This window comes from Mycobacterium sp. (genome assembly GCF_052144515.1).
Taxonomy (GTDB): Bacteria; Actinomycetota; Actinomycetes; order Mycobacteriales; family Mycobacteriaceae; genus Mycobacterium.
Map to the genome: position 1 here is coordinate 1 of NZ_JBKQQD010000381.1, position 24468 is coordinate 24468.

General features: G+C 66.7%; 26 protein-coding genes and 1 pseudogene. 13 read left to right on the forward strand and 14 right to left on the reverse strand.

Annotation, left to right across the window (positions count from 1 at the left end):
- The first annotated feature begins 196 nt into the window (after window positions 1–196).
- The gene (locus tag ACLP9N_RS25315; RefSeq protein WP_442409982.1) at window positions 197–1540 is read left to right on the forward strand and encodes a phenylacetate--CoA ligase family protein; all 1344 of its coding nucleotides are present in this window, start codon (window positions 197–199) and stop codon (window positions 1538–1540) included.
- A 2-nt stretch (window positions 1541–1542) separates the two neighbouring features.
- Here the strand turns inward: ACLP9N_RS25315 and ACLP9N_RS25320 are convergent, their stop codons facing one another.
- The 7 genes and pseudogenes from ACLP9N_RS25320 to bfr form a co-directional block, all read right to left on the reverse strand.
- Window positions 1543–1977 (reverse strand): SRPBCC family protein, encoded by a 435-nt coding sequence (locus ACLP9N_RS25320; protein ID WP_442409952.1) that lies wholly within the window; start codon window positions 1975–1977, stop codon window positions 1543–1545.
- A complete protein-coding gene (locus ACLP9N_RS25325; protein ID WP_442409953.1) occupies window positions 1977–2810 on the reverse strand; it encodes a lysophospholipid acyltransferase family protein in 834 nt (277 codons plus the stop codon). Before ACLP9N_RS25325 ends, ACLP9N_RS25320 begins: the two co-directional genes overlap by 1 nt.
- Window positions 2811–2840: 30 nt before the next feature.
- Entirely contained in the window at window positions 2841–3962 is a 1122-nt protein-coding gene (locus ACLP9N_RS25330) for an amidohydrolase family protein (protein ID WP_442409954.1), read from the reverse strand.
- A gap of 4 nt (window positions 3963–3966) precedes the next feature.
- Window positions 3967–5322: a glutamine synthetase family protein gene (locus tag ACLP9N_RS25335; RefSeq protein ID WP_442409955.1), complete on the reverse strand. Its 1356-nt coding sequence runs from the start codon at window positions 5320–5322 to the stop codon at window positions 3967–3969.
- A 19-nt stretch (window positions 5323–5341) separates the two neighbouring features.
- Entirely contained in the window at window positions 5342–5836 is a 495-nt protein-coding gene (locus ACLP9N_RS25340; protein WP_442409956.1) for a carboxymuconolactone decarboxylase family protein, read from the reverse strand.
- Between the two features lie 22 nt (window positions 5837–5858).
- Window positions 5859–7295, reverse strand: a pseudogene (locus ACLP9N_RS25345) (MFS transporter).
- Between the two features lie 104 nt (window positions 7296–7399).
- Window positions 7400–7879: a bacterioferritin gene (gene bfr, locus ACLP9N_RS25350; RefSeq protein ID WP_442409957.1), complete on the reverse strand. Its 480-nt coding sequence runs from the start codon at window positions 7877–7879 to the stop codon at window positions 7400–7402.
- Window positions 7880–8135: 256 nt separating this feature from the next.
- Here bfr and ACLP9N_RS25355 point away from each other — a divergent pair, with 256 nt between their 5' ends.
- On the forward strand, window positions 8136–8333 hold the full coding sequence (locus ACLP9N_RS25355; RefSeq protein WP_442409958.1) for a (2Fe-2S)-binding protein: 198 nt from the start codon (window positions 8136–8138) through the stop codon (window positions 8331–8333).
- A 27-nt stretch (window positions 8334–8360) separates the two neighbouring features.
- Here the strand turns inward: ACLP9N_RS25355 and ACLP9N_RS25360 are convergent, their stop codons facing one another.
- From ACLP9N_RS25360 to ACLP9N_RS25375, 4 genes are read right to left on the reverse strand one after another with little or no spacing between them, the layout of a single operon-like run.
- A complete protein-coding gene (locus tag ACLP9N_RS25360) occupies window positions 8361–9116 on the reverse strand; it encodes an enoyl-CoA hydratase/isomerase family protein (protein ID WP_442409959.1) in 756 nt (251 codons plus the stop codon).
- A 9-nt stretch (window positions 9117–9125) separates the two neighbouring features.
- Window positions 9126–9569, reverse strand: a complete 444-nt coding sequence (locus tag ACLP9N_RS25365; RefSeq protein WP_442409960.1) for a PPOX class F420-dependent oxidoreductase — start codon at window positions 9567–9569, stop codon at window positions 9126–9128.
- A 9-nt stretch (window positions 9570–9578) separates the two neighbouring features.
- Entirely contained in the window at window positions 9579–10280 is a 702-nt protein-coding gene (locus ACLP9N_RS25370; protein ID WP_442409961.1) for an EthD domain-containing protein, read from the reverse strand.
- A gap of 9 nt (window positions 10281–10289) precedes the next feature.
- Complete coding sequence (locus ACLP9N_RS25375; RefSeq protein WP_442409962.1) at window positions 10290–11246, reverse strand: hydrogen peroxide-inducible genes activator; 957 nt, start codon at window positions 11244–11246, stop codon at window positions 10290–10292.
- Window positions 11247–11348: 102 nt separating this feature from the next.
- Here ACLP9N_RS25375 and ACLP9N_RS25380 point away from each other — a divergent pair, with 102 nt between their 5' ends.
- The 3 genes from ACLP9N_RS25380 to ACLP9N_RS25390 are packed head-to-tail and all read left to right on the forward strand — an operon-like array spanning window position 11349 to window position 13774.
- Window positions 11349–11936, forward strand: coding sequence for a peroxiredoxin (locus ACLP9N_RS25380; protein WP_442409963.1), 588 nt, complete (start codon window positions 11349–11351; stop codon window positions 11934–11936).
- A 13-nt stretch (window positions 11937–11949) separates the two neighbouring features.
- The gene (locus ACLP9N_RS25385) at window positions 11950–12486 is read left to right on the forward strand and encodes an alkyl hydroperoxide reductase (protein ID WP_442409964.1); all 537 of its coding nucleotides are present in this window, start codon (window positions 11950–11952) and stop codon (window positions 12484–12486) included.
- A gap of 13 nt (window positions 12487–12499) precedes the next feature.
- On the forward strand, window positions 12500–13774 hold the full coding sequence (locus ACLP9N_RS25390) for an alpha-amylase family protein (protein ID WP_442409965.1): 1275 nt from the start codon (window positions 12500–12502) through the stop codon (window positions 13772–13774).
- Here the strand turns inward: ACLP9N_RS25390 and ACLP9N_RS25395 are convergent.
- Entirely contained in the window at window positions 13767–14201 is a 435-nt protein-coding gene (locus tag ACLP9N_RS25395; RefSeq protein ID WP_442409966.1) for a DUF1810 domain-containing protein, read from the reverse strand. The genes ACLP9N_RS25390 and ACLP9N_RS25395 overlap by 8 nt on opposite strands.
- 18 nt (window positions 14202–14219) lie before the next feature.
- Between ACLP9N_RS25395 and ACLP9N_RS25400 the strand changes: the two genes are divergently transcribed.
- Together ACLP9N_RS25400 and ACLP9N_RS25405 are read left to right on the forward strand one after the other, a co-directional pair.
- The gene (locus tag ACLP9N_RS25400; protein WP_442409967.1) at window positions 14220–15464 is read left to right on the forward strand and encodes an alpha-hydroxy acid oxidase; all 1245 of its coding nucleotides are present in this window, start codon (window positions 14220–14222) and stop codon (window positions 15462–15464) included.
- Window positions 15465–15618: 154 nt separating this feature from the next.
- Entirely contained in the window at window positions 15619–16443 is an 825-nt protein-coding gene (locus ACLP9N_RS25405) for an alpha/beta fold hydrolase (RefSeq protein ID WP_442409968.1), read from the forward strand.
- A gap of 194 nt (window positions 16444–16637) precedes the next feature.
- Here ACLP9N_RS25405 and ACLP9N_RS25410 read toward each other — a convergent pair whose 3' ends face one another.
- A complete protein-coding gene (locus ACLP9N_RS25410) occupies window positions 16638–16853 on the reverse strand; it encodes a hypothetical protein (protein ID WP_442409969.1) in 216 nt (71 codons plus the stop codon).
- A gap of 182 nt (window positions 16854–17035) precedes the next feature.
- Between ACLP9N_RS25410 and ACLP9N_RS25415 the strand changes: the two genes are divergently transcribed.
- The 6 genes from ACLP9N_RS25415 (at window position 17036) to ACLP9N_RS25440 (ending at window position 22276) form a co-directional block, all read left to right on the forward strand.
- Complete coding sequence (locus tag ACLP9N_RS25415) at window positions 17036–17590, forward strand: CGNR zinc finger domain-containing protein (protein WP_442409970.1); 555 nt, start codon at window positions 17036–17038, stop codon at window positions 17588–17590.
- 153 nt (window positions 17591–17743) lie between these two features.
- Window positions 17744–20080 (forward strand): endopeptidase La, encoded by a 2337-nt coding sequence (gene lon / locus ACLP9N_RS25420; RefSeq protein ID WP_442409971.1) that lies wholly within the window; start codon window positions 17744–17746, stop codon window positions 20078–20080.
- A gap of 44 nt (window positions 20081–20124) precedes the next feature.
- Complete coding sequence (locus tag ACLP9N_RS25425) at window positions 20125–20526, forward strand: nitroreductase family deazaflavin-dependent oxidoreductase (RefSeq protein ID WP_442409972.1); 402 nt, start codon at window positions 20125–20127, stop codon at window positions 20524–20526.
- A gap of 7 nt (window positions 20527–20533) precedes the next feature.
- Window positions 20534–20866 carry a TfoX/Sxy family protein gene (locus ACLP9N_RS25430; RefSeq protein ID WP_442409973.1) on the forward strand — a complete coding sequence of 111 codons (333 nt, stop codon included), beginning with the start codon at window positions 20534–20536 and terminating at the stop codon, window positions 20864–20866.
- 52 nt (window positions 20867–20918) lie between these two features.
- Complete coding sequence (locus ACLP9N_RS25435; protein ID WP_442409974.1) at window positions 20919–21554, forward strand: endonuclease; 636 nt, start codon at window positions 20919–20921, stop codon at window positions 21552–21554.
- On the forward strand, window positions 21551–22276 hold the full coding sequence (locus tag ACLP9N_RS25440) for a DUF72 domain-containing protein (protein WP_442409975.1): 726 nt from the start codon (window positions 21551–21553) through the stop codon (window positions 22274–22276). Before ACLP9N_RS25435 ends, ACLP9N_RS25440 begins: the two co-directional genes overlap by 4 nt.
- Here the strand turns inward: ACLP9N_RS25440 and ACLP9N_RS25445 are convergent.
- A complete protein-coding gene (locus ACLP9N_RS25445; protein ID WP_442409976.1) occupies window positions 22273–24408 on the reverse strand; it encodes an NAD-dependent epimerase/dehydratase family protein in 2136 nt (711 codons plus the stop codon). The genes ACLP9N_RS25440 and ACLP9N_RS25445 overlap by 4 nt on opposite strands.
- Window positions 24409–24468: the final 60 nt, after the last annotated feature.

The following is a 24468-nucleotide window of genomic DNA, read 5'->3' on the forward strand; positions in this document are numbered from 1 at the left end:
CGGAGCAGCAGCAGCAACTGGAATGGCTCGACGGCGGAACACTGGCAATCTTGCTCGACGGGAAGGCCACAGATGGCCAGTTGATGATCGGACGCTTCGATGTGAGCGAAGGCGAAGCCCCGCCTTAGCGGCGTGTCAGACTCGCACTCATGCAGGGCAGCTTGTGAGGGCAGAGCCGCGGGCGGCCTACCAGCGGATGCGTGCAGCGCATCTCACCGCGGTGCGGGCCGCGCTCGAAGAGCACGTCACGCGCTTGGATTGGTCGCGCCAACGGATCGAGAATTACCAGAACCACCGGCTGCGGGCGCTGCTGGCCTACGCGCGGGAACGCTCACCGTTTCACGCCGGGCGGCTCGAGGCGCTCGACCCATCGTCTGCCACGGTCGCCGATCTGGCGTCGCTTCCGATGATGACGAAGCAGGAAGCCCAGGAGCAGTGGGACACCATCGTCACCGCAGCCGGCCTCGACCGCGCCGGCGCCGAACATATTCTCGTTGAGCAGCAATGGTTTTCGTACACCCCGGACGGTCAGCAGATCTTCAGCTCGGGTGGTTCCAGCGGGGTGCGCGGTGTGTACGTCTGGGATTGGCAATTCTTCGTCTCGGCAGCGTGCCTGGCCTGGCGCATGCAGGCGCGCGAAGAGAGCCGCAAACCGGGGGTTTCGAGCCGGCTCGCGGTGCTGGAGGCCGGTGTCCCGCCGCACGCCAGCACGCCGCTGTTCGACATCCCGGCGGCCGCGGGCATGGAGACGGTCGTGATCGCCGCGGGTGCGCCGTTCGACGAGGTGCTCGCCGCGATGGCGACTGCCCAACCCACACACCTGGTCGGCTATTCGTCGGTTATCGGGCGGCTTGCCCGCGCGACCCTGGCCGGTGACCTCCGAATTGAGCCGGTGCGGGTAAGCACCAACTCGGAGCCGCTGCTCGACGAGGATCGGCAGGCGATCGGTGAGGCCTGGGGCGCGCCGATCCACAACGTCTGGGGCTCAACCGAAATCGGTGTGCAGGCCGTCGGCTGCGGGCGTGGTGAGGGGCTGCATGTCTGCGAGGACGAAATCATCATCGAGCGCGTCGACGACAGCGGAACCCCGGTCGGGCCCGACGAGCCGGCGGCGCGGACGTTGGCCACCGGGCTGAGCAATTGGACCTTCCCGTTCATCCGCTACGACCTCGGCGACCAGGTCACCTCGCTGGCCGGAGCGTGCGGATGCGGCGGCGCGTTCGCGCGCGTCGCCGACATCGGCGGGCGACGCGACGACGACTTCCGTTACGGGGCAACGACGGTGCCGCCGATCGCGTTTCGACATGTCCTGGGCACCGACCCGCGCGTGTCGGAGTATCAGGTCACCCAGACGGCCACCGGAGCCGACATCGTGGTGGTCGGTGCCCCCGACGCCTTGGACACCGAAGCACTGACCTCCTCGCTGATCGCCGGGCTGCGCAGGTACGGATTGTCCGAGCCGACGATCCGGATCCGGGTTACCGACAGCCTGCGGCGCCACCAGGCCAGCGGCAAGCTGCGGCGGTTCATTCCGCTCTAGCGCTAAGACTCGGCAAGCCCCTTGAGGCATTCCAGGGTGCCGGCCAGTGTGCGACCCACCTGGCGCACGGCGATCCGGTCGGCGATGTAACCGAATATCCCGCCCGGCGCCTGATACGACAGCCGGAACGTCACCTTCGTTTGACCCTGGCCGCCATCACGCAGCCGGATCCGGCCCCGCAGGGTGATGCCGGTGATGCCCACGAAAGCCAGGTCACGCCCCTCGTCGAACTCGACCACCTCGATCAGACCGCCAACCGGGACGGAACCGATCTTCCAGTGCACGGTGTAGCGCGCGCCGACGCCACTACGCTGCTCGTTCGCCGACTCCCAGCGCTCCAGGTTCGTCATGAACGACGGGTAGCAGTCCGGGTCGCCGACAATCTTCCAGACCTCGTCGCGATCGGCGTTGATCACGCATTGGCGTTCGACGCGCATCAGCCGAGCACCGGGAAGCGACGCTTGGCGGCCAGACGGTCGACGCCGGCCTGCAGGCTGGCCAGCACTTTGTCGTGCACGGCCTCGTCATCACCGTCGACTTCCATCGGTTCCTGAACCTCGATCGCAATCTTGGTGGGCAGCGGGAAGTGGCCCCCTAGGTCGCTGATGTTCAGCACCCACGGCAACGCCAGCGATATCGGGATGCTCTTGAGCCGCAGCAACCTATCCGTTCTGAGCAGTTTGGCCAGCCATTGCCCGCGGCTGAGGAAGAGCGCGCTTTCCTGGCCGCCGACGCTGGCGACGGGGACGATCGGCACGCCGGCGTCCCGCGCCAACCGCACGTAACCCATCCGCCCGCCGAAGTCGACCTTGTGACGCTCCCAGGACGGCCGGAAGACCTCGTAGTCGCCGCCCGGGTAGACCAGCAGCGCCGCTCCGGACTCCAAGGCTAAGCGGGCATTTTCATGGTTGGCGGCAACGGTGCCGAATTTGCGCAGCCAGCCCAACGGAGGTGCCGAGACGACGAGGTTGTGCGCCAATTGGTAGAAGGGCCGCTCGACGCCGAAGTACGAGCAAAACGCCAGCGTGAACACGAACGTGTCCGGCGGCACGTTGCCGCCACTGTGATTGCCGATCAGCAGCACCGGCCCCTCGGCGGGAATCCGGTCCAGGCCCTTGACGTCGGCCCGGAAATACAGCGACGCCAGCAGCCATGTCCCGGGCAGCTGGTCGCGGATATAGTCGGGATCCCGCTGATCGAGGTCGGCTTTGGGGACTCGCGACACGACTTGGTCGCGGGTCCAGTTCACGACATCGCCTAGGGCGCTCATAACGGGCTATATACCACGTGTCGCGCATCGTCAAACGCGATAGAGGCGGGCGGCATTGTCGCGGGCAATCAAGTCGACCACCCGTATCGCGTCGGCTTCGCTCCAGTCGCCACCCTCGACAAAGCCGCGCAGCACTCGGTGAATACCGTTGCGCCACAACGCGGCACCGAGGTAGTGGAGTTCCGCCGGACCGTAGCCGTCCGACGAGTAGAGGATCTTGCGAAACGGCGCCAGTTCCAGCAGCCGGGCGATGAATGCGGGCGCGCGAGCCCCGAGGTAGTTCACGCTCAACCCGCCGTCGAGATAGACGTTGTTGAACGCCTGCGCCAAGTAGCCGGCTTCGCGCTGGTAGGGATAGCAGTGCAGCAGAATGATCGGGGTGTCGCCGGACTGCCGCAAGAAGTCAAGCAGATAAAGCGGATTGGTCTTGTGCAGATCACAGTCGCGGTCGCCGAAGCCGACGTGGAATTGCAACGGCTTGCCGAGTCGCAGCGCCTGGTGCAGCCCGAAACGCAGCAGAACCCGGTCGTCTAACCGGACACCGCCGCGGTCGCGCCACCGGCCGGCGGCCTCGGCGACTTGCGCCGCCGACGGCTCGCTCAGGTCGCCGTCGAACCCGCCGCGGTAGGCCAGGATGGACTTGGTGCCGACCGCGGTGGCCGCGCGCTCACCCAGGATTTCGCGGAATGCCGTCGCGTAATCCCCCGGCGTCCGCGCGGCCTGCTCGGCGACCTGCTCGAGCCGGACTATCTCGTGCGCCCGGCCGCCGGACAGTTCGGCCACAGCCGACACATCCGTCACGTCAGCACCGAGGCCGGTGTCCACCAGCCAGTCGGACACGTGAGCGGCCGGCAGAAACATCCGGGCCAGCTCGGCTTCGCTGAATTGGCCACGGTGCTCCCAATACCGCTGTGGGTCAACGTGCTTGGGCAATCCCAGGATGGGAGCGCAGTGGGTCCGCACGGCGAAGCCGAGTTGGGAATCGAACGCGGAGTCGAAGTCCGCCAGAGGTTCGGTGTTGGCCTCGTTCAGTGCGTTGTCGAACCGGCGCCTGCCCCCCGCCGTCAACCAGCACCCGTGTACATGGTGGTCAATCAGCGCGACCGCGTCGATGTGTTGGGCCAGCGCAGAAGGGGTCACAGGCACTCGCATGCGCTCACAGGCTCCAGGCCATCCGGAACTTGTCCGCCAGCTCCTCGGGGCCGAGGTTGCCGTAGCGGTCCTGCTCCAGGCGGCGTACCGCCACCACCATGTCGACCGCCGGATCGCCCAGGATGTCGCGCAAAAGCCGCGAGTCGTCAAGTGCAGCAATGGCTTCAGCCTGGGCTTCGGGCAGGAGTTCGATGCCGGCCTGGTCGCGGTCCGAATCGGAGAGCTTGGCCGGGTCAATCGTCGTTTCCGTTGGTAGTGCCAGGTTGTGCGTGATTCCGTCGAGCGCCAGCCCGAGGATCGCCGCCGACGCGAAATATGGGTTGGCGGACGGATCGACGACTTTGACTTCGACGTTGCTGCCCTGCGGGTTGCCGGGGCCGGCTTTGACGAATCGCACTGCAGCTTCGCGGTTCTCGGTGCCCCAACAGACATAGGCCCCCGCCCAGTTGCCCGGCCGCGTCCGCAGCCCGGACACGATCGATCCGCACAGCACGCCCTGGGCCTCCCGCAGCCCACGCAGCACGCCGGCCACCGCCGCCTCCCCCGCAGTCGTCATGCCCGCCGCGCCGGTTCCGCTGGAAAACAGCGGGCCTTCTTCCTGTCGAGTCAACGAGAAGTGTTGGTGTGCACCAGATCCCACGCTCCCGGCGAATGGCGCCGGCGACAGGCTGACGCGCATCCCATGCCGGCGGGCGGCACGGCCGATGATGAGTCTGGTCAATGCGAGCTGATCGGCGGCGGCCACGGGGGCCAGCGGCGCCAGTGAGATCTCGAACTGGTTGGCCCCGTATTCGGGATGGAACTGCTCGATCCCGACACCGGCCGCTGCGGCCGCCGTGTTGACGTCGCGGACGAAGGCCTCGTGCTCGAGCACGCCGGCAAGGCCGTACTGCGCCCACAGCGCCGACGGCAGCCGGCCGCCGTCGGGATCTACCAGCAGGAACTCGATTTCGTGGCCGATCAACGCCTCGATGCCGGCTTCGGAGAGCGCGGCTTCGATCCGGCCCAGCGTCCCGCGGCTGCACGCGGGCACGGGTGTGCCGTCCTGCTCGAAGAACGCGGCCGGCGCCCAGGCCAATCCGTCACCGATGAGCCGCAAAGCCGAGATGTCGATGCGGAGCCGCTGATCACCGACCACGCCGACGTCGTCGGTGAAGGCGATGCCGGTTTGGTCGATGGCGAAGGCATGCCACGACGGACTGGCACCCAGGCCGGGATCGGCGAACGTGTTGGTCCGGCGGATCGGCACGGTTTTGGCTTGGGTGAGCCCGGCCGGGTTCACGGCGGTGCCGATGACGGTGTCGACGCCCTCGGCCTCGAGTTGGGCGATCGCCGCCGCGGCCAGGGGCGTGGCGGTCATTGTGGTTGCTTGATCGCCGTCAGGCGCGGCTGGGCAACGTCAGCTTGCAGGACTGGCCGATATCCAGGGTCCGCAGGACGCGTCCCATGGCGACCCACAGCGCGCAGGATAAGGCCAGGTCGGCGAGTAACTCCTCGGAGAAGTGTTCCATGCACCGGCTCCAGAAGTATTCATCGTCGCGCAGCACGGTGTGCTCGGTGGCGAACCGGTGCGCGAATTCCGCGGCCAGCCGCTCCTGTGCGCTGTACCCCGGCCAGGTGCGCCACTCGAGGGCGTGCTCGTAGAGCTCTTCGTCCACACCGGCGGCGGGCCCATCGGCGTCGCGGGTGTTGACGCAGACGATGCACTGGTTGTCGTGGGCTATCACCGTTCGCGCGATTTCGCGGGTGCGCAGCGGCAGGCGGTTCTTGTTGTAGACCGCTTGGCTGAAGTTGGCGAGCGCGACGCCGAGCTCGGGCGATTTCGTAGCCCAGCTGTAGACGTCGTCGTCAGCGAATGATCCGATTCGGCTCATGGCGTGATGGTACGCCCGCGCTTCACGCGTTCCGGCGTCTCCCGGCGGTCAACGCGTGTGTCGGCGGTTCGTCGTGCCAATCGCGTTGAGCCAGAACGCGATGCGCGATTCGTTCCAGGGCGGCTTCGACATCGCGATGGTCCGGCCGCCCCTCGAAGCTGGGCGAGCGGGCCAGCTTGTCGGCAATCCAGGCCAATAGCAGCGAGTACACGTAATCGACCTGCTGAGCGCCGGATTGCGTCAGCCACATCTGGTCGCCCTCGCGTTGCACGTAGCCGGTGGCGGCCAGGCGGTCGAAGGGGGGCTCGAGGACCTCGAAGGGTATGCGCAGCGAGTCGCCGATATCGCTGAGCCGAGCCGTCCCGTTCATCTGCCCGAAGCGGTAGATCCGCATAACACCCCACAGCCCCGCAACGTCGAGGCGACAGTCGGGTCGCATGGCGATGCTGCGCAGCCGCATCCCGGGGGCGCCGCGCAACATGCGGGCGATCGCGTTCTCCAGCAGGCTTCCGCAGTGTCGGTGGTCGGCATGCCGAACCCGTCGCCGAGATCGACTGCGCTGTTGTGGATATCGCGCAGCGGCACCTCGCGCAGGAACAACGCCAGCACGAAGCCGACCAGGGCGACCGGCGCGGCGCACAGGAACACCTGGGTGAGGGAATCGGCGTAGGCCTCCACGATCGGCGCCGCGACGCTGCGCGGCTGCCGGTGTAGGCCTTCAGGAGAACCGACCGCGGAGGCGGGCACCCCACTGGCGGCCAGGGCCGGACCTATCCGGCCTTTGAGGAAGTTCGAGAACAACGAACCGAATATCGCGGCACCGAACGAGCTGCCGATGGTGCGAAAGAACGTCACGCCTGAGGTGGCCACGCCGAGGTCTTCGAAATTGGAGGTGTTCTGCACGATGAGCACGTGAGGTAGTCCGTGAAGTAGCCCCCCAGCAGCGGACCGATCACCGTCGTGACACCGAATACCGCGCCCAAAATGCCCTGGTAGCGGCCCCGCTCCCGCAGCGGGACGACCTCACCGATCAGCGCGCTGGCCGTGACGGTGATCGCGCCGCCACCAATCCCCTGCAGGGCCCGCGATCCCACCAGCATGCCATCGACTGCGCCAGCCCGCACAGCACCGACCCCACGACGAAGAACACCACCGCGGCCTGAAAGATCCGCTTGCGGCCGAACAGGTCACCGAGCTTGCCGACCAGCGCGGTGACGATCGTCGAGGCCAGCAGGTAGCTGGTGACGACCCATGATTGATGACCGGCGTCGCCCAGATCGGCGACGATGGTCGGCAGCGCGGTCGCGACGATGGTCTGGTCCAGCGCCGCGAGCAGCATCCCCAGCACGATCGCCACGAAGATGAGATTGCGCCGCTGCGGGCTGATCAGCGCGCTGCCGGATCCGGGGTCCGCGGCCGGGGTGGCCGGGGCCGCCGCTGCTGCTCTCGGGCTTGTCATGCCTGCCTTCCCGTCGGGGCGTCCGATGCTAACGGGTACCCAGCGTCGAGCACTTCACAGGCGTTGCTGTGGGCAGACGTTTGCGCAGGGGTTTCGCGCGGACGTCAGCTCGGCGGGCGCGAAACACACTGCGCCGAGTACAGCTCCTCCCCGAGCTTGTTCATCAGCTCCAGCTGCGTCTCGAGGTAGTCGACGTGCAGTTCCTCGTCGGCCACGATTTTCTCGAACAAGATCGCGGTAGTGCTGTCCTCCTTTTCCCGGCACATGATGATTCCGGGCTTGAGGCGGTTCAGCACGTCATATTCGAGAGCCAGGTCAGCCTCGAACTGCTCGCGCAGCGTCTGGCCGATGCGCAATGAGAACAGGCGCTGGTAGTTCGGCAGGCCGTCGAGGATCAAGATGCGATCGGTGATCGCCTCGGCGTGCCGCATTTCGTCGAAGGACTCTTCGCGGGTTTTCTCGGCCAACTCGGTAAAGCCCCAGTTGTCCTGCATCTTCGAGTGCAGGAAATATTGGTTGATCGCGGTGAGTTCGCTGGTGAGTTGTTCGTTGAGCAGGCGCAGAACGTCGGGATCACCTTGCATGATCACTCCTAGGCGTAGGAAGGCTGTCATGTCGGACCGCTGCGGGTGGGCTGGGCTGGAGCCGCACTGCGCAGTGTTGTTGTGGCACGTTGCGATGCCGGTTTCGAATCTAATGCAGCAGGTCGGGGTCAGTGCAGTGTTTGGCGCACCGACGGCGCGTCACGCTCGGGAGACTTAGGTTAGACTCCACTAACCTAGTTAGGTTAGACTCTACTAATATGCGGGCTGTGCTTTCGGCGGTTTGGGTGGGGGTCTGATGTACGTCTGCCTGTGCGTGGGGGCCACCAACCAGACAGTGTCCGACGCTGTCGCTAGTGGCGCGTCGACGTCTAAAGAGGTTGCCGCCGTGTGCGGGGCGGGCGGCGACTGCGGACGCTGCCGGCGCACGCTGCGGGCGATCATCGCGGCTTCAAAGCAGAGCGAAGCCGAACTCGACGCCGTCCCCGCGCGCTGAGCACACCGGGCTCGGTTTAAATCCTCGTCACGTTGCGCGACGCTGGGTGAAATCCGCGAGGGCAGCCGCGTTTGCCTGCGTTCCCATCAGCTCGGCGAAATGGGCGTTTTCTCGCGCGGTCGCGGTTGCGATCTCCGGACGGACCGGCTCGAGCATGGTGTGCTTGACCGCCATCAGGCTCGAAATCGGCCGCGCGGCAAGGATTTCGGCATGACGACGGGCTTCCGGCAGCAACTCCTCCGGCTCGCACACCCGCCAGACCAGCCCCATCCGCAGCGCCTCCTGGGCGTCGACCCATTCCGAGGACATCAACAGCCAGGCGGCGTTCTGCCGGCCCACCAACTGGGGCAACAGGTATGACGACGCCGCTTCGGGCGCCACGCCCAGGCTGGTGAACGGGCATTTCAACCGTGCCGTCGACGACATGAACGCCAGATCGGCGTAGCCGAGGATCGTGGCGCCGATGCCCACCCCGACGCCGTTCACGGCGCAGATCAGCGGTTTGGGAAAACCGCTGAGCGCGTCGATCAGTCCGCGGAAGCCGTGCTTTCCCTCCGTGAAATTCGGGTCGGTGATACGAGCCTGCATCTCGGCGAGATCGGTACCGGCACTGAAGCCGCGCCCGGTGCCGGTGAGCAACACCACGGCGACCTCTGGATCGTCGGCGGCGGCTAACAGCGCCTCGGCGGTGGCGTCGTAGAGGGCTTCGTTGAACGCGTTGAGCGCCTCGGGCCGGTTCAGCGTGAGGGTGCGGACATGCTTTTCGTCGTCGATCTGCAGCACCGCTGCAGCCTAGCCGTTGCTGTAGACGCGGGTCGGCTCAATCAGCACCACGGCACGGCGCTCCTCGGCCATCACTCGGTCGTATTCCGGCCAGTTGTCGTGGGTGCCGCCCGCGGCCGTGAACACCTCGCGCAGCAGCAGCCGCAACTGGTCGGCGTCGGCGAGCCAGGGCGCGGCGTCATCGGGGCCGGCCAGGTCCGCGCGGCCTTCGACGGTCGCCCATTGCCATCCGTTGCGGAAAGTGATGGCCAGCTGTGGCCGCGCCCGCAAGTTGGCGAGTTTGACCTTGCCGTAGGTGGTAAAGCCCAGCGAGGTTTGTCCGCTGGCGGGGTGGGGCAACAGGCCGACGTTGACCAGCGAAGCCTGCACGGACCCGTCGGCACGAACGGTGGAGATCACCGCCAGGCCGCTTTCTGCGGCCGCCAGCGCCACGGCTTCGTCAAGTGTGGTCATGTCTTGCCCTCACATTTCAAATGGTGTCTTGAATACGTAGCGGCTGGTCGGGACGGTGTCGATGTTCTCGTTGGCGCCGAATGCGGTTGTGCTGGCGACCATCCGGCCCAGCCGGTCCTGCAGGTCGTTGTCGTCGGCGGCACCGAAGAACGCCTTCAAATCAGTGATCGCCTCCGCGGGGAACAACTCTTCGACGATGCCCGCGATTCCCGGTCCGTCTGGAGTGAGTGTTCGCACCACCCAGTTCTGGGTGTAGCCGAAGGTCGACTGGGTCTCGATAGCGACGCTGGTGTGGTTGAGTTGCCACCGGTTCAGCCAGGTCGCCTGGTCTAGGCCGGCGGGCCGGCGCAGCAGCGCGATGTTGGCTAAACCCGGTGTGCGAGAACCTAACTCGACCGGTGGCGCTTTCAGCGGGACCGATTCGGTAACCAGGTACGCACCGAGTTGTTCGCACTCGGCTGCGAGCAGGTTCAGCGCCGCCGCCGTCTGCTCGCCGTAGCACTGCTGGGTCCACAGGCTCACCACCGCGGCCACCGGCGGGTTCAGCGTCGTCAGCGTCATCAGTGAGTGGCCGACCGCGCTGTCGCGGACGTTGACCGATAGCCCGGCGATGCCCAGCCCCAACAGCGCGTCGGCGACGGGACCCCGTTGGCGATCGCACCAGTCGTCATCCGGCTCGGGGCGCATCAGCACGGCGATTACCTTCTCCATACGCCGAACTTAACGTGTCGATTTGATCGGGCGTACCTTCTGCTCGGCGCTCACCAGCTCCCCGATGATCGCGGCGAGCAGCCGATAGGATTCGTCGCGGCCACTCGACGAGCGGAACACCAGGCCGACCCGCCGGCCCGGGCGGGGAGCCGCAAACTCCGCGAGCCCAAGCCGGCTGCGCGCGGCCTCGACGGGCGCCGCGCTCTGCGGGATGAGCGTTGCCCCCAATCCGCCCGCCACGCATTGCACGGCGGTCGCCAGGGAGGCCGCCCGGGTGTCGGCAACGTCCGCCCGTATCCCCGCCTTCTGGCAGACGTCCAGGGCCTGATCGCGCAGGCAGTGACCCTCATCGAGCAACAGCAGCGGCAACTCGGCCAACGCCGCTAACGGCACCTTGTGCTTGCCCGACAGTGGGTGCCCGGGTGGTAGCGCGAGCACGAAATCTTCGTCGTAGATCGGGATCGCGGTGAGGCCGTCGGTGCCGGCAGGCCCGGACAGGGACAGCGAAATCAGCGCGGCATCCAGTGCCCCGTCGCGCAGGGACGCCAGCAGCCGCTCGGTCTGGTCCTCGACCACCCGCAGGGTCAGCGCGGGCAGTCGCTGCGTGAGCCCGGCGAGCACGGCCGGCAGCACGTAGGGCGCCACGGTGGGGATCAGACCCAACCGCATGCTGCCCTGCAGCGGATCCGATGTGCCCGCGGCCGCGGCGGTGAACGTCTCCGCCGCGTCGATCACGGCCCGGGCGAGCGGCAGCAGCTGCACGCCCTCGGGCGTTACGCGGACCCGGCGTGTGGATCGCTCGACGAGGTGGCTGCCGAGGCCGGTTTCCAGCGCGGCCAGCGCCTGCGACAGCGTCGACTGGCTTACGCCGAGAGTTGTTGCCGCACTGCCGAAATGCCGCTTCTCTGCCACCGCGACGAACGCCCGCAGCCCGGCGAGGGTCGGCTGAAAACTCTTATCGGTCATGCCTATTAGTCTAGTGGTAAATATCACCTTTACTTCTCAGTAAGGTGAGGCCACCATGGGCACAGACAGCTAATCTTGAGTTAATCCAGTAAAGGAGCACAGATGTCTTTGCTCACCATCGGCGAGCAGTTCCCCGCCTACCGGCTCACCGCGCTGATCGGCGGCGACCTGTCGAAGGTCGACGCGCAGCAACCCGAGGACTACTTCACGACCATCACCAGCGACGACCACCCGGGTAAGTGGCGCGTGGTGTTCTTCTGGCCGAAGGACTTCACGTTCGTGTGTCCGACCGAGATCGCGGCGTTCGGCAAGCTCTACGACGAGTTCGAGGATCGCGACGCGCAGATCCTTGGTGCGTCGATCGACAGCGAGTTCGTGCACTTCCAATGGCGCGCACAGCATGAGGACCTGAAGAAGTTGCCTTTTCCAATGCTCTCGGACATCAAGCGGGAGTTGGTCGGTGCCACCGGGGTGCTCAACGCCGACGGCGTCGCCGACCGGGTAACCTTCATCGTCGACCCCAACAACGAGATCCAATTCGTCTCGGCGACCGCCGGATCCGTGGGGCGTAACGTCGATGAGGTGCTGCGAGTGCTGGACGCACTGCAATCCGACGAGCTGTGTGCCTGCAACTGGCGCAAGGGCGACCCGACGCTGAACGCTGGCGAATTGCTCAAGAAGTCGGCGTGATCTGGAGGAAATGATGAGCATCGAAAATCTCAAAGAAGCGCTGCCCGAATACGCCAAGGACCTGAAGCTCAACCTGGGCTCGATCGCCCGCAGCACGACGCTCAACGAGGAGCAGCTGTGGGGCACCCTGCTGGCCAGCGCCGCGGCAACGCGAAACACCCAGGTGCTGGCCGAGATCGGCGCCGAAGCGGCCGACAATCTGACCGCTGAGGCATACCACGCCGCGCTGGCCGCGGCGTCCGTCATGGGCATGAACAACGTGTTCTACCGTGGCCGCGAATTCCTCGAAGGCCGCTACGACGATCTGCGCACCGGACTGCGCATGAACGTGATCGCCAATCCGGGTGTGGAGAAGGCGAATTTCGAACTATGGTCCTTCGCGGTGTCGGCGATCAACGGGTGCTCACACTGCGTGGTTGCCCACGAGCACACGCTGCGCGAGGCGGGAATAAGCCGCGAGGCCGTGCTGGAGGCGCTGAGGGCTGCGGCGATCATTTCCGGTGTGGCACAGGCCATCACCACGTCCCAGACACTGGCCTCGGTCGGTTGAGCACGGCGTGGTGATGGCATCGTGGGTCTCGCACGCGATCTGGTGGCAGGTCTACCCGCTCGGTTTTGTCGGTGCGTTTCCCGCGGATCAGCCGCCGGGGCCGGATGAGCACCGGCTCCGGCGGCTGGTCGCGTGGTTCGACCACGCCATCGAATTGGGGGCATCAGGCATCGCCCTGGGCCCGATCTTCGCCTCGCGCACCCATGGTTACGACACCACCGATCACTTCCGGATCGATCCTCGGCTCGGTGACGACGCCGACTTCGACTACGTCGTCGCCGAGGCGCACGGTCGCGGCCTGCGCATGCTGCTCGACGGTGTGTTCAATCACGTCGGCCTGGACTTCCCGCGCCATCGCGATGCAGCACCCGGCTGGTTCAGCGGCGATACGTTCGAGGGCCACTCTGAACTCATTACCCTCAACCACGACAACCCCGAGGTCGCCGACTACACCGTCGAAGTCATGTCGCACTGGTTGGGACGCGGCGCCGATGGCTGGCGTTTGGACGCGGCTTACGCTGTGCCGCAACAGTTCTGGTCGGCGGTGCTGCCGAGGGTTCGTGAGTTGCATCCGGAGGCGTGGTTCGTCGGCGAACTCATCCACGGCGACTACGCGGCGGTGGTCGATGCCGCCGGTTTCGACTCGGCGACCCAGTACGAACTGTGGAAGGCGACCTGGAGCGGCCTCAACGACGGCAACTTTTTCGAGCTGGACTGGGCGCTGCAGCGGCACAACGAGTTTCTAGCCAGCTTCGCGCCGCTGACGTTCATCGGCAATCACGACGTCACCCGTATCGCCAGCCGCCTGCAGAACCCCGACCATCTCGCCCACGCGCTGGTGATCCAGCTGACGGTCGGCGGGGTGCCCAGCGTTTACGCCGGCGACGAGTTCGGCTTTCGCGGTGTCAAGGAGGAACGCTACGGCGGTGACGATGCGGTGCGCCCGGAATTCGGCTCTCCCCCAATGCAACTGGACGCGTCCGGCGCCCGGGCGTGGAGCTTGCACCAGTACCTCATCGGGCTGCGTCGCCGTCATTCATGGCTACACGCCGCGTCGACCACCACGTTGCGGTTGGACAACTTGCACTACGTCTACGAAACCCGCTGCGGGGACAACGCATTGCTGGTCGCCCTCAACATCGATGACGAACCGTTGCACCTGGCTCTGCCCGAGCTCGGCGTTAAACGAGCACAGGTTCTCGCCGGATCAGCCGCGCCGCCTCAAGACGTTGTCGGCGAGGTGGTCGTCGAGGCGCATGGCTGGCGGATACTCGAGCCGGTCAGCTGATCAGCCTCGCCAGCGTCAGTTGGTCTTGCCGGCCGTCGTAGTACTTGTCGAGCAGCGCGACGAAGTCCTGATTGTCTTCGGTGGCATGGGCGAACAGGGTCATCGACGAGCACAGCTTGAGGTCGTCGGGCGAGCCGAAGATTTCGCCGATGGAGCGGCTTTGAACCTGGTTGACCAGCCGGGCGCACTCATGCAGTCGCGGCCCGAGCAGGTCATGCCGTAGATACGCGCGGGCTTCATCAAGCGACGAGATGCCGTAGCGGACGGCCATCGGGCTGCTGCCCAGGCCGAGCAGTTGTGGAAAGACGAACCACATCCAGTGGCTGCGCTTCCGTCCGTCCCGCAGCTCCTCCACGACGCCGAGGTAGACCGGCGCCTGCGCGTCGACGAAGCGTTTCAGATCGAAGGGATCGCTTGCGGATTCCATGTGACTACCGTGGCACATATGGCGGTCAAACGACGGGTGCCCAGGGCCCACGACCTGGCGCCGCTGATCCAGTTGAAACGACCCGAGCTCGACCGCACCAAGCGCCGCCTCGACGCCGCGCTGACCATCGAGGATCTGCGACGCATCGCCAAACGGCGCACCCCGAAGGCGGCGTTCGATTACACCGACGGTGCCGCCGAGGACGAGCTGTCCATCGGGCGCGCCCGACAAGCCTTCCGCGACATCGAGTTTCACCCGACGATCCTGCGCGACGTCACCAACGTGGCCACCGGATGGAACGTGCTGGGCCATCCGGTCGTCTTGCCGTTCGGCATCGCGCCCACGGGATTCACCCGGCTGATGCACACCGAGGGTGAGATCGCGGGCGCACGGGCAGCGGCCGCCGCGGGCATCCCGTTCTCGTTATCCACCCTGGCCACATCCGCGATCGAGGACGTGGTGACCGCTGTTCCGCAGGGCCGTAAATGGTTTCAGCTGTACATGTGGCGCGATCGCGACCGGTCGATGGCGTTGGTCAAGCGCGCGGCCGACGCAGGATACGACACCCTGCTGGTCACGGTCGACGTCCCCGTCGCCGGCGCGCGGCTGCGCGACACCCGCAACGGCATGGCGATCCCGCCGGCGTTGACGCTGCGCACCGTGCTCGACACGCTGCCGCACCCACGCTGGTGGTTCGATCTGCTGACCACCGAGCCGCTGGCCTTCGCGTCGCTGGATCGCTGGCCGGGCACCGTCGGCGAGTACCTAAACACCATGTTCGACCCCAGCGTCACCTTCGACGACCTGGGCTGGATCAAAGCCCAATGGCCGGGCAAGTTCGTCGTGAAAGGGATCCAGACGCTCGACGACGCCCGCGCCGTCGTCGAGCGCGGTGTCGACGGCGTCGTGCTGTCCAATCACGGTGGCCGCCAACTCGATCGGACCCCGGTGCCGTTTCACCTGTTGCCCGCGGTAGCGCGTGAACTCGGCAAGGACACCGAGATCCTGCTGGATACCGGCATAATGTCGGGTGCCGACATCGTCGCGGCGATCGCGCTGGGAGCCCGGTGCACGCTGGTCGGGCGGGCCTACCTCTACGGGCTGATGGCCGGCGGCGAGGCGGGCGTGCGGCGCGCGATCGAAATCCTGAAGAGCGGGGTGATCCGGACCATGCGGCTGCTGGGTGTGACCTGCCTGGAGGAGCTGTCGCCCAAGCATGTGACCCAGTTGCAGCGGCTGGGTCCGGTACCACCGCCGGATTGACCGATGCTCGGCGTCGGCGCGGGCGGCGGCGAGCGCCAATATCACCCGTTTGGGTGATGCGGTGCAGGAGTCGGAAGCTCACACTTGAGGCGGGCCCTGCCGGTGCCGGCGACGCCCCGCCAGCGCGGCTGATGAGACGCCACGAGGAGTGGAAATGAGTTCTCTCATTCGTCCCCAATTCATCACGATCGACGGATTGTCGGTGCGTTTCGCCCAGGGTGGGGAAGGCGATCGCGACGCGATCTTGATGAGCCCGTGGCCGGAAAGCGTATACGCGTTCGAACCCGCCTGGGAGGACCTCGCGGCCCACGCGCGCCTGCTGGCGATTGACCCGCCGGGGTTCGGCAAGTCGGACTATCGCGAATCGCTAATGAACCCAAAGGCAATGGGTGACTTCATCATTCGTATCGCCGACACGTTCGGGTTGGACAATCCGCATCTCGTGGGGCCCGACATCGGCACCTCGTCGTCGTTATTTGCCGCCGCCGCGCAGCCGGGGCGGTTCCGCACCATTGTGGTCGGCAGCGGAGGTGCTGCGGTGCCCCTCGAAGTGACCGGCGTCTTAAAAGATTGGGTTGAGGCCACCGACCTGGAGCCGTACCGACAGATGGGCGGGCGCAAGATCGTGGAGATCGCGCTCGGCACAATCGAGGGGTACGTCCCTTCCGCCGAGATCCGGGAGGACTACATGTCCGGCTACGAAGGCGACCGTTTCGCCAGAACGATCCCGTACGCCCAAAGCTACCGCGAGTACCTTCCTCAACTGGCCGACCTGCTCCCCCAAATTCAAACGCCGGTCCGCGTCGTCGCCGGGGCCGACGACCAGGTGGTGCCACCGGTCAACGCCGACTTCCTGCAACAGCGCCTCCCACGCAGCCGTGTTGACCTGATCGCGGGCGCGGGCCACTTCTGCTGGGAGGAAAAGCCAGCCGAATACGCCAGGCTCGTCACCGAATGGTGGGCCGACATTGCCGAGTGAGCGGAACGCATCGGCCCCGTTCGGGCGCTGGCCTGAAGCTGGGCGCCAGTCGGTTGTTACGGCCTCGCGGCGGCGACGGTCTTGCCGGCCGGGTCGCTCCCGACCATCGCGCTGAGCAGGCGAGTCCTCGTTGGCCGGGACGTCGCGTACCTGCTCGGGATTGCCCGGATCGCGATGGTCGGGACCGTGGCGGCCTAGCCGGCGAGACCCGCCCAGATTCCCTGGTCGAGCTCTTGCGTCACACCCGGGCCGGGGGGAGCTGTCCTTGGGGAGCCGGTGGTCAGGGCGGCGAAGGGGTTCGAGTCGGTGCCGGACTGGCTCGGGTTGTCGGCGCTGGCTGGTGCCGCTCCCGCAACTCCCACGATGGCGCCAAGGACGATAGCTCCGCCCACAAGCAGTTTCGTGATCATTTTCGGAATTTCCTTCCATTTTTCGTAATGGCTAAGACCGATGGTCACTTCCCTAGACGGTCGAAATGCCCTTCTCGTTCGCGCTATCGCTCCATTGCGACGAGAGTGCAACCCTCCAGTGATGTAACCGTCTTAGCAAGTTACAGCTTGTACGAACCGATGAAACCTGTCAAGGTGGTTACATGAGGTTCGTCTACGTGAGTGGTCGCCGGTGCCTCGACTTCGCCGGCACCCTGAAGTACCGCAGGTCAGCCCGTGAGGAACTGCTGACGGAGCCTGATCGGCTGTCAGCGTGGGCAGTCCAGGCGGGACTGGTGGATGCCGCCATCGCTGTCACCGAGGACGATCTCGCGGCCGCAACAGAGCTTCGCGAAGCCATCTACCGGGTGGTTACCGCCCGACTCGAGCACCGCCCGCTCGAGGTCGCCGACGTCGACCTGATCAACGACCGTGCGTCGCAACCCCGGCTCACCCCGCGATTGGACGCAGCCGGATCGACCAGCCGCGACGGCACGCCATCGCAGCTGCTCGCCACCCTGGCCGCGGACTTGCTGGACCTCCTCGCCGGAGGCGACATCGACAACGTCAAAGGGTGTGCCCACGTCGACTGCACGCGCCTCTACCTCGACTCGTCGAGGGCGAAGAACCGGCATTGGTGTGGGATGGGCACCTGCGGGAACAAGGTCAAGGTGCAGGCCTTCCGGGCCCGCCAGCGCGCCGCTTCCGCGTCGGTTTAGTCCGTCGGGAGCCGCGAGACTGCAGCCACGGCGAACCGCATCGGCGTGTCGTGTGCGTGGTTTCAGTGTCGCGGTGACCGGCCGGCACAGCGGCACGGGAACAAACCACCTCTCTAAAGGGTTGAGCGCAACAGGCTTAACTTTGGAGGATTGATGTCTGAAGCCAAATCGGTTCCGGTGCTGTTTGTCACCGACACCATTGTGTTGCCGGGGATGGTCGTGCCCATCGCACTGGATGACGCCGCACGGGCGGCCATCGACGCCGCGCAGGCCAGCGAATCGGGGCAGCTGCTGATCGCCCCGCGGCTGGAAGACCGGTATGCGACGCACGGCGTGATCGCGAAGATTCTGCAGGTCGGACGCATGCCCGGCGGCGGCACCGCCGCCGTTGTGCGCGGCGAGCGCAGGGCGCACATCGGGGCGGGAGCTACCGGCCCCGGCGCCGCACTGTGGGTCGAGGTGACCGAGGCCCCCGAAGGGGAGCCCACCGACGAGATCAAGACCCTGGCGGCGGAGTACAAAAAGTTGCTGCTGGCCATGCTGCAACGCCGCGAGGCGTGGCAGATCGTCGACTACGTCAACAGCCTGACCGATCCATCGGCCCTGGCGGACACGTCCGGGTACGCGTCCTACCTGACCGATGTGCAGAAACGCCAGCTGCTGGAGACCGTGGACGTCGCCGAGCGGCTGCGCGTGCTGATCGACTGGACCAGTTCGCATTTGGCCGAGGTCGAGGTCAACGACAAGATCGCCGAGGACGTACGCGACGGCATGGAGAAGACGCAAAAGGAGTTCCTGCTGCGCCAACAGCTGGCCGCCATCCGCAAGGAACTGGGCGAGGGCGAGCCCGACGGGTCCGATGATTACCGGGCCCGGGTCGAGGCCGCCGAGCTGCCCGAGAAGGTGCGCGAGGCCGCGTTGCGTGAGGTCGGCAAGCTGGAACGTGCCAGCGACCAAAGCCCGGAAAGCGGCTGGATCCGGACCTGGCTGGACACCGTGCTCGACCTGCCGTGGAACGTCAGGACCGAGGACTCGACCGACCTGAGCGCCGCTCGGGAGATCCTGGACGCCGACCACCACGGCCTGGACGACGTCAAGGACCGCATCGTCGAGTACCTGGCCGTGCGTACCCGGCGCGCGCAGCGCGGGCTGCAGGTCGTGGGCGGGCGCGGCTCCGGCGCGGTGATGGTGCTGGCCGGTCCGCCCGGCGTCGGCAAGACATCGCTGGGCGAGAGCGTGGCGCGGGCGCTGGGCCGCAAGTTCGTCCGCGTCGCCCTGGGCGGTGTGCGCGACGAGGCCGAGATCCGCGGGCACCGGCGCACCTACGTGGGCGCGCTGCCGGGCCGGATCGTGCGTGCGATCGGCGAGGCGGGTTCGATGAATCCCGTTGTGCTGCTGGACGAGATCGACAAGGTCGGGTCCGACTATCGCGGTGACCCGAGCGCCGCGCTGCTCGAGGTGCTCGACCCAGCGCAGAACCACACGTTCCGCGACCACTACCTGGACCTGGACCTCGACCTGTCCGATGTGGTGTTCTTGGCCACCGCCAACGTGATCGAGAACATCCCGTCGGCCCTGCTGGACCGCATGGAGCTGGTGCAGATCGACGGCTACACCGAGGACGACAAGGTCGCAATCGCCCGCGACTACCTGCTGCCGAGGCAACGGGAGCGCGCGGCGCTGAACGACGACGAGGTCACGGTGACCGACGCGGCGCTGCGCAAGATCGCCGCGGACTACACCCGCGAGCCAGGGGTTCGGCAGTTCGAGCGGCTGCTGGCCAAGGCGTTGCGCAAAGTGACCACCAAGCTGGCCGAGGATAGCGGGCCGATGACTCCCAAAATCCTTGATGAGCCCGATTTGGTCGGTTACCTGGGCCGGCCGCGGTTCACCCCGGAATCGGCCGAACGCACGGCGGTGCCCGGTGTCGCCACCGGGCTGGCCGTTACCGGCCTGGGCGGCGATGTGCTCTACATCGAAGCCGGGGCAACCGAGGGCGAGCCGAATCTGCAGCTGACCGGTCAATTGGGTGACGTGATGAAGGAGTCGGCGCAGATCGCGCTGTCCTACGTGCGCTCGCATGCTTCGGAGCTGGGCGTGGACCCGAAGACGCTGGACCGGCGCATCCACGTGCACGTGCCCGCGGGTGCGATCCCCAAGGACGGCCCGTCGGCCGGTGTCACGATGGTCACGGCGCTGGTGTCGATGGCCACCGGACGTCAGGTCCGCTCTGATGTCGGCATGACTGGCGAGGTCACGCTGAACGGCCGGGTGCTGCCCATCGGTGGCGTCAAGCAGAAGCTGCTGGCCGCTCAACGTGCGGGTCTGTCAACGGTTTTCATCCCGTCGCGCAACGAGCCGGATCTGGACGACGTGCCGGCCCAGGTGCTCGACGCGCTGACCGTCAAGCCGATGACCGACGTCGCCGAGATCGTCGCCGAGGCGCTGGCGCCTTCGGAAGGCACAGCGGCCGCGACCGTCGCCGCCTGACCTGCACCGAAGGCCACGTCCGTGACACGGGCGTGGCCCTTGGCATGGAATGGGGGTTGAATGAAGGCGTGAGTCTCAAACGGGAAGTAGTGCACCGCGTTCAACGACTCGCGGTGAATCCGATCGGCCGGCAACTGCCGGTGACCATGCTCGAGACGACTGGCCGCAAGAGCGGGCAGCCACGACACACCCCGGTCGGCGGACGCGTGGTGGACAACCAGTTCTGGATGGTGTCCGAACACGGTGAACATTCGGATTACGTCCGCAATATCAAGGCCAATCCGGCTGTTCGGGTCCGCATCGGCGGTCGGTGGCGCAACGGGACCGCTCACCTGCTGCCCGACGATGATCCGGTGCAGCGGCTGGGCAACCTCCCCCGGCTCAACAGCGCCGTCGTGCGCCTGATGGGTAGCGACCTGCTGAGTATTCGGGTGGACTTGGACTGACTTCGTCATGGCGTATGACGAGGATCTGGCCAACCGGATCCGCGAACTCCTCGGTTTTGGGAAGGGCATCGAGGAGAAGCGCATGTTTGGCGGCCTGGCGTTTCTGATCAACGGCAACATGTCCGTGGCCGTCAGCCGCCAGGGCGGCCTCATGGTGCGGGTGCCGCCGGAGGACACCGACAAGCTGCTGCAACGGGCCCACGTCAACCCCATGGTGATGGCCGGGCGAGAAGCCCGCGGCTGGTTACGCGTTGAGGCCGACGGAGTGCAGACCAAACGCCAGCTTCAGGGTTGGGTCACCAAAGGCGTGGGCTATGCGCGCAGCCTGCCCGCCAAATAGCCTGCCGGTTTGCGCCGGTTTGTCCGGGCCCGCTGCGGGTACGCCGCGGGGTATGGACAAGCCGGAGCAAGTGGTGCGACGACTGCTGAAGGTCGCCGGCACGACCTACGCGGCTGAGGCCGGGATCCGCATGAACGACAAACCCATGCCACTGTTTCAGCTGCTGGTGCTGTGCATGCTGGCCAGCAAGCCCATTGACGCCACCACCGCCATGCGCGCCGCGCGTGAACTGTTCAAGGCGGGCCTGCGGACGCCGAAGGCCGTGCTGGCATCCGATCGGCGCACCATGATCAGCGCGTTCGGCCGCGCGCATTATGTGCGCTACGACGAAAGCTCGGCAACCCGGCTCACCGACATCGCCCAGCTGGTCCGCGATGAGTACTCGGGCGACCTACGCGAGCTCGCCGTGAGCAGTCAACACGATGTCGCAGCGACCGCGCGAAAGTTGAAGCAGTTCAAAGGCATTGGCGACACCGGCGCCGACATCTTTCTGCGTGAAGTCCAGGACGTCTGGACCTGGGTGCGACCGCACTTCGACGACCGAGCCAGGGCCGCCGCCAAGCGGTTGGGCCTGCCCGCCGACCCGGCGAAGCTGGGAGATCTCGCGCCGCGCGCCAACGCGCGGCTGGCCGCTGCGCTCGTCCGGGTGTCACTCGACGACGACGTGCGCCAGCGGGTGGTCGGTTGACAGTACGGATCGGCACCTCGGGGTGGTCCTACAACCACTGGGTGGATGTGCTGTACCCGCCCGGGATCCCGGCGTCGCGCCGGCTGTCCCGCTACAGCGAGGTTTTCGACACCGTCGAGTTGAACGCAAGTTTCTATCGCTGGCCCAAAGATTCGACATTCGCCGGATGGCGCGATCAGCTGCCGGACGGATTCACCATGTCGGTCAAGGCGCATCGCGGCCTGACCCACTACCGCCGGCTGAGCACGCCCGAACCGTGGATCGAGCGGTTCGAACGCTGTTGGCAGCTGCTGGGCGATCGCCTCGGTGTGCTGTTGGTACAGCTGCACCCGGAGCAGCGCCGCGATGACGCTCGCCTGGATTCATTCCTGGGCAGCGTGCCGGAGTTCATCCGGGTTGCCGTCGAGTTGCGCCATCCGTCCTGGAACGATCCGGCCGTGTATGCGATCCTGGCCGGCCACCGCGCCGCCTACGTGGTGATGAGCGGCGCGGGCCTGCCGTGCATTCCGCAAGCGACGACAGATCTGGTGTATGTCAGGATGCACGGCCCCGACCCGGATTCCATGTATGCCGGCTCGTACTCGGAACAGGACCTGCGGCACTGGGCTGGCCTGATCGCCGAATGGGACAACGACGGCCGGGACGTGTGGACGTACTTCAACAACGACCCGCACGGTCATGCGGTGCGTAATGCGTTGCTTTTACGCGGCCTGTTGGGTTAGTCAGGCTCAGAGCACTCGGGCGGTGGCTCTAGGTCCACCGGAAGCCACGCCTTGTCGATCACATCGGGTGGGCGCTGGGCTTGTAGGCGTTCCCGCTCGGCGCGCCGTCGTTTGATGCGCAGCCGGGCATCGGCCGGCATGGTCACCAGTTCGTCGCAGGTCAGGTAGTACACGTCGTCGACAAAATCGATCAGGTTCGCGGCAACCCGACGAGAACCCAACTCGCGCAATGCCATTCGAAACTCGTGCGTGAAGCGGATGGTGGTGTCGTACGCTAACTCCCGCGAATCGTCAGCGCCGGCGGCCAGCCGCTGGGACAGCGTTGGTGAAGGCACCGGCTCGCTGGGTGATTCACCGGCGTCGACGACTTGGGAGGCCGCGAGGAGCAGCATCGCCGGATCGTCGCCGAATGTCGGGTTGGCCAGCTCAGCCTCCCCCGGTCCGCGGTGCCCGATTTGGGCGAGAGCCGCGGAAAGGGCGGCGGCGCCGTTTGGAGACAATGTGCGCACGCTGTCGACGTCGCCTTCTTTGGCCAGCGCCCTCATGAGCCCATCGCCGCGCAATACCGTTGCCAGGGAGGCGGTTTCCGCTGCGATACGGCTGCTCTCCACGATTGCGTCGACCCCGGACACGCTGGAGCCCGCGCGGGTGTATTCCAACGCCGCGGCGGTGACACCGGTGTCGATCACCCAGATCGCGGTGAGCATCCAGCCTTGGTGAATGCGGTCCCGCAACAGTGGGATTCGAACTTCCAGTCCGGCATCCGGCAGCGAGGCCAGCTGTTTGGCGTCCAAGTGCTCCGAAGAGGCGGCGGCGCTGTAGGCACGGGTGTCGCTCCTGAGGTGGCGCAGCAGGGCCACGGACCGCGCCGCGACGACCGCTTTGGCGACCGACCCGCGTGCTCCGCCGGCCAGTTGGGGCTGACCGAACGGCAGCAGCTCGCCGGCCGGCGGCGGCTCGCCGAGCGCGCGCTGGGCAACGGCGTGCTTGTCCCAGCCGGGCAGCTGGCCCGCGGCGACGACGCTAGCCGACACCCCGACGTAGGGGCGATGACCGAACACCGCGATGGACCTGCTCCACCACTCGTCGGCGACCACCCCGCCGAGCGCGAGGAGCTGACCCATCACCCGGCTGGCCATCCGCAGTCCACTTAGCTGGACGTCCAGCGTCATTGGGGTCAACGGTCCAGGCAGCGCCTCGGCGAGGCCCTTCGCACTGAAGATCGGGAACCTCGGATCGATCCGGTCGTCGAACTCCCCCTCCAGCCCGTCTGGTGCCGCGGAGCGCAACCCGTCGGTTGGTTCGAATCGGGGCAGGGCTTCCACCGGCAGCTCCAGTTGAGCGCCCTGGCTGATCGCGCCCGCGGCGTCGAGTCTGCGGCCGACAAGTCCACGCCCGGTGTCGGCGACCGCGTCGACCGCGCGCCAGCCGAACTCGAACCGCCAATCCTCTTGCACCGCACTGAGATCCATCTCGGGCACCAACTGGGGCCAGCGTTGCACCCGGTGCACCCGCGAACGCGGGTCGGCTGATCGCAGGAGCCGCCACGCGGTAATCATGTTGGTGGTATCGGGGGTGGACAGGTCCACGACACCGGTGCGGTCGGTGTCGACCGCCACCAGCAGGAAGCGGACCAGGTCGTCGAGGTGCAGCACCCGCATCGGCTGCGCCGAGGACTTGGTGCGCAACAGCGTGGCAACGGTGCGGCACACCATCCAGTCGAGCTGGCGGCCGACCGGCGGCGCGATCCGGATCACCAGGCTCGGCCCCCAACTGGTGGACACCAGCGCCTCGGCGGGCTGATACACGTCGGGCCGTCCCGCGGCCTGGGACACGTACAGCAGTCGGGCACCGGCGCGGGCGGCGGCATGGGTTACCTGGACAACGCCGTTGATGCCGGCGGCGCCGGGCGCGACGGGGTCGACGGGGGCGAGATGGATGACCGCGTCGGCCTCGTCGGCCAGTTGTTGCAGAACGGGGTCGGACAACGGCGCGCAGACGAACTCGACACCCGGGTCCAGGCAGGCGTGCGGATGCTCAGCGATGCCGCTGACCGTGTGTCCGGCCGCAATCAACTGCCGTGCGACCATCCGCCCGACTGTGCCGGTGGCGGCGGTAACCAGGATCTGCACCTGGGCTCACCTCCCCCAACGTCCACCTCTGACAATAGGCGTGTCAGTGTGGCTTGCGCG